Origin of the sequence: Bradyrhizobium sacchari, from assembly GCF_002068095.1 — a bacterium.
In the GTDB taxonomy this organism is placed as follows: domain Bacteria; phylum Pseudomonadota; class Alphaproteobacteria; order Rhizobiales; family Xanthobacteraceae; genus Bradyrhizobium; species Bradyrhizobium sacchari.
Genome location: NZ_LWIG01000015.1, coordinates 1 through 1,371, shown reverse-complemented (window position 1 = coordinate 1,371; position 1,371 = coordinate 1). Strand labels below are relative to the sequence as shown.

1 protein-coding gene is annotated in these 1,371 nt (G+C 62.7%); it reads right to left on the bottom strand.

The window, feature by feature from the left end:
* Positions 1 to 65: 65 nt before the first annotated feature.
* On the bottom strand, positions 66 to 1,289 hold the full coding sequence (locus tag A5906_RS21485) for an integrase core domain-containing protein (RefSeq protein ID WP_245326836.1): 1,224 nt from the start codon (positions 1,287 to 1,289) through the stop codon (positions 66 to 68).
* Positions 1,290 to 1,371: the final 82 nt, after the last annotated feature.

Here is a 1,371-nt window from a genome sequence, read left to right as displayed (position 1 = left end):
TGAGCAACCGGCAACATAGGTAACGGTTCAGACCGACGACATGGGTAACACAATTCTCGTTTCGTTCAGGTCTGTTGTTGTTGTTGGGGCTGTGGACCCTGGGGGCAACGCGCAGCGTTGTCCCCAAGTCCACAGCCCTTCCGTTTTGGCTTGCGCAGTTGGTCGCTGCGGTAGGCGATGGAGCCGAGCAGGACAGGACCGTAGCTGACGCTCCAGCAGCCTTCGGTCTCGGTCAGCCCAATCGGCTCGCCCGCCAAAGCAGCGTTGATGTAGACGAGCCGGCCGTTGAGCTTGATCTCTCCATTGTGACGAACCCAGCGGACCTCCTGGTCGCCGTATTCCGGGGAGCGCAGGATTCCGTCGTAGCGGCGCGGTGAAKCCTGGTAGCGGTCGGCAGGCGTGGCGTTGTCCAGCGACTGATGAGGACGTTCGTGATTGTAGAGCCGCTGGAACTCGCGAAGCCGCTTTAGCTGCTCGCGCATGCTGCGTGCCGGCGGGCTGGCCACATCCTGCAAAAGGGTGAGATGCATGCGCTCATGGCGGCCGTTCTGCTGCGGCTTGCCAGGAGCAATGCGCTCCGGCGTCACTCCGGCCTTGATCAGGTTCACCGACAAGCGCGACAGGCCGCCCGCACCTCGCGAAGCAAAGGGAGAGCCATTGTCCGACCGCAGGAAGTTAGGCAATCCGAACTCGCGGAAGGCGGCATCGAGCACCGGCCAAACATGGTCAGTGTCGGTGCGGGGCAATGCCTGACAGCGCAGAAGATAGCGGCTGTGGGCATCGGTGATCGTCAGGGGCTCACATCGATCGCCGTCACCCGTCAGGAACCAGCCCTTGAAGTCGATGCACCAGACGTCGTTGGCGGCTTCACATGCGGCAAAGGGCGCGCTCGAAGGCGGGCTGCGACGGCGCAGCTTGCGCCTTACCGTCAACCCTTCGCGATCAAACAGCTCTCCGATCGTGCTCGCCACTGGCCACTCGGTTTTAGGCGCAGCTCGCTCCAGATAAGCTCTCACCTTCACTGGCCCCCAGGTTGGATGCGCCCGCCGGACTTCAAGGCAGCGCTCCGCAATTTCCGGCGCAATCGCCTGCGGATGATGCCGTGGAGCCCGCGAGCGATCGAGCAGGCCGGCTAACCCTTCTTCCTCATACCGCCCCAGCCATTTGTACCCGACCCGGCGGCTCACATTGAACCGCCGGCAGAGGGCAGCAAATGACTCCTCGCCCTTCTCAGCCGCCAACACAAAACGCATCCGCTCGTCCACGGCACAGGTCTCCTTCCAACCCATCGGCAAGGCCCTCCTTGCCGACCAATTGACCTGTTACCCATGTCGCCGGTCTAGACTGTTACCCATGTAGCCGGTCAGGACC